Origin of the sequence: Aeromonas sp. QDB18, assembly GCF_027705325.1 — a bacterium.
GTDB lineage: Bacteria > Pseudomonadota > Gammaproteobacteria > Enterobacterales > Aeromonadaceae > Aeromonas > Aeromonas caviae.
This window is the reverse complement of sequence record NZ_JAPDBQ010000235.1, coordinates 1-3171: the sequence shown is the minus strand read 5'-3', so window position 1 is coordinate 3171 and position 3171 is coordinate 1. Positions and strand designations below refer to the sequence as shown.

At 51.1% G+C, this 3171-nt stretch carries 3 protein-coding genes; 1 reads left to right on the top strand and 2 read right to left on the bottom strand.

All coding sequences use genetic code 11. The features are described from left to right. A partial coding sequence (locus tag OKC30_RS20325; RefSeq protein ID WP_270809412.1) for a hypothetical protein occupies positions 1-246 on the top strand: 246 nt, incomplete at its 5' end. A 79-nt stretch (positions 247-325) separates the two neighbouring features. Here OKC30_RS20325 and OKC30_RS20320 read toward each other — a convergent pair. Continuing rightward, the gene (locus OKC30_RS20320) at positions 326-1324 is read right to left on the bottom strand and encodes an XcyI family restriction endonuclease (RefSeq protein WP_270668575.1); all 999 of its coding nucleotides are present in this window, start codon (positions 1322-1324) and stop codon (positions 326-328) included. Then, positions 1321-2223, bottom strand: coding sequence for a DNA-methyltransferase (locus tag OKC30_RS20315; protein WP_270668574.1), 903 nt, complete (start codon positions 2221-2223; stop codon positions 1321-1323). Before OKC30_RS20315 ends, OKC30_RS20320 begins: the two co-directional genes overlap by 4 nt. Between the last annotated feature and the right edge of the window lie 948 nt (positions 2224-3171).

The window sequence follows — 3171 nt, the reverse complement described above, 5'->3', positions numbered from 1 at the left end:
CGAGGGGGCGTCCCCGTCACCAGGGAAAAACAGGCGGTTCATGCCGGTTTTGGGCTGAAACCGGATCGGCTCACCGGAGGGGAGATTCGTCCTTCCAAACCGTCACAAACTTTCAGCCCCAATCCGGCCAGAACAGACCTGGATGAGGGGGCGTTTGCCGACCTGACTGGCCGGAACGGGACGAGATCGCCGTTTTCCCAGGTGAAATCGGCAATTGAACATAAAAGGCGTTATGCGCACAGATAATCTGGAGTCTGTTGTGCACTTTTAGACATCATGGCGTCAGCCCACATCAGTATGATGTGGGCTGATTTTAGTGCAGGGGTTACTTGTTCGTATTTGCGGTCGGTATGGCCGTTAGGGATACCACTCTTCTGCGAAAGTCGTCGTATTCCTCGCCAGTTCTACTTGAAAGTGCCGCCAAGGAATAGAATCTATCTGTCGATGGAGATTCGCTATATGCTTTATCCATATCCAATCGACCTACATTAACAACCGTCCAGCATTCTGTAAAACCTCGTTGCCGGGCTTTTTGATGGCTTTTTTCAGCCTCACCAATACGGTTATGTATATTAGATACATCGGTGCCGCTCTTTACTTCAATTGCGACAACGTTACGGTAATGTCCGGGATCCATCTCTTCTTGGATGATGATGTCTGGATCTGGGGCAAAGCCGATCAAAAATGGGCGGCCAGTGGCGCTGTTTACCTTAATTGATCTGTCTATTACCTCTGCCGAATGTGCAACAATTTCTCTAATAATCTCGAATACTTCCTCTATGCCTCTGGTTCCGCGTACGTTATTCGCTCCACCTCTAAGTTGCGGACCAACGGTCAGTAGGGTTAGGTCATCCAGTAACTCCCGGCTGACGCGCAGCGGGCCGACACCATCCAAGAGTGCAGATGCCGTTTCGCAGAAAGCTTGGCATAGCGTAGGTAGGTCCTCTGCGGCGGTTTTGCTGATTTTCCCTTTTTCTTCCATGCCTTTGAAGTGGCCGACACCAAACCCTTTATCGCTACCGTAAAACTCTTTCTGGCTATAACCCATAAGTAGGCGGTAATAACCGATAAGGTAGGGTTTTTTTTCCAGCAATGAGGGGACTGCAAACAGCAGCTCTGCCCTTAAACCAAACTGTGCCAGAGTCGCTAAGTCTTTTCTCGGGACGTACTGGGAAAGCTGTTTGTCCAGCTCAACGATATCCATATCTCGCACTGTTTCTAGCAAGGAGTTTTGCAGGTAAATATCTCTGAATCGCTTCAGAGCAAAGGCGAAGTCTATTTGAAGTTCCGGCGGAGGGAGCTGGATCTTTTTAGTTTTCGTCATGCAGCATCGATCCTTATTACATTGCTGTTTTGCCCTTGCAGGCGATCTGCTGCTAAGGCTACATATTCGGGGTTAAGTTCTACACCCACGTACTGTCGATTTTCTTCCTGACAAACGAGGCCCACGGTTCCTGAACCAAAAAACGGATCCAGAACGTAGTCTCCGGGTTCGGTTGATGCTTGGATGCAAGGCCGTATAAGGTCTGGCGGGAAGGTCGCAAAGTGGGAGCCAGCAAACGGCTTAGTGTTCACATGCCAAACTGAGCGGCGATTACGTAGACTGCCGTTTTCAGTTGGTTCTCGTACAGATTGCCAGTCATAGAAATACTTTTCAGACTTGGTGAACATGAAGAGGAATTCATGTGATCGGGCAGGTCGATCTTTCACGCTTTCTGGCATTGCGTTTGGCTTGTGCCATACGATGTCACTGCGTAGATACCAACCATCAGACTGCAAGGCGAATGCTAGGCGCCATGGTATGCCTATCAGGTCTTTAGGTTTTAGACCTTCAGGTGTGTCCGGGCGAACAGACATAGCTCGTGCTGGATTCTTTTTGTCTGGTGCTCTATAGCCGCGATTGCCGCTGGTGTAGCCGTCACCGATGTTAAGCCAGAGTGTGCCATCATCAGTTAAAACTCGCTTTACCTCTGCAAAAACGGCCACCAATCTGATCAAGAATTGAGACATTGTGCCTTCAAGGCCGATTTGCTCATCAATACCATAGTCACGCAGTCCCCAATAGGGAGGTGAAGTTACAACACAGCGGACGGAGTTAGAGGGTAAACGGCGTAACACAGTAAGTGCATCACCTTCAAAAATGGTTGAACCGCGCAGTATCAGTGGTTCAGGACGTTGTATCCGCTCTACGCAAGATGGTGGAGTTGTGTTGGTTTTTTGCATGTTGTGTCCTTTCAACCCGATGTCGAGCTGTATTCTTGGCGGCATGAAAGCACTTTATGTGCTGCTAATGCCACAATTCATATGGAAAATTTGACGATCCATCGGGATCCAGCGTAACGTGTCCGCCAGAAACGAAAAAACCGCCCTGGCAGGCGGTTTGTTCGAAGGTGATGCGGAGTTGACGCTCCTCTCACCCGGTAACGGCTCCGTAAGAGGGAAGCAGCTACCTAAAGTCCCAACAAGTTTAGCGGCTACATGCCGTATCTTTCAAGCTAATTCCCTCTATACGCCCGTTACCGAAGGCCACCACCTTTGGCGCTTTGTCGTACCCGCACGGATTGGAAGCATGAGTTTGTTGCCGTGTGTGGGTGTGGTTGGTCGGGCAGAACGGGGAAATCTCACATACTGCCCAGCGTGCGATCGCGCATCACAGCCTCTCTGGGCTCGCAATCCAGAGGCATTTGCCAGTAGAGCGTAACGGGGAACCAACCACGGCCAGCTCTTTAAACACGGCGCGGTAGTCCGGCCCATAGGTGGGGACTGAAGCAGATGCAGCAGGACGGGATGTGTCTCTGGAGCGCGTGAGAGGGAGTCGTCGCAAACGGCCTCGATAGTCCAGAGCAAGGCGAGCTTATCCAGCGTAACTACGTCATTTTTGACATAGCCAAGCAGGAGGGCTCTCCTATCTTGAAGCGCAGCGAAAGATAGGAGAGCCTGCTGACTGCGGAGGCCTTGCCGACATCCTTTTTCGCGGCCTCTGGCCGCCTTCTTTGAGCCCTAGATTTAATCATAGAGAGAGGCTTGGCGAGGTGGGTAACTGCGCCCGTCCGTCCATCAGGGGCTTGTCCCCTGTGGGCGGCAGCAGTTATCCAATTGGGTTTGTGTCAACTTGAAGAACGGTCATGCCCATTATGGCTATCTGCTTGCCACCCCTGTGGCACGAACCAG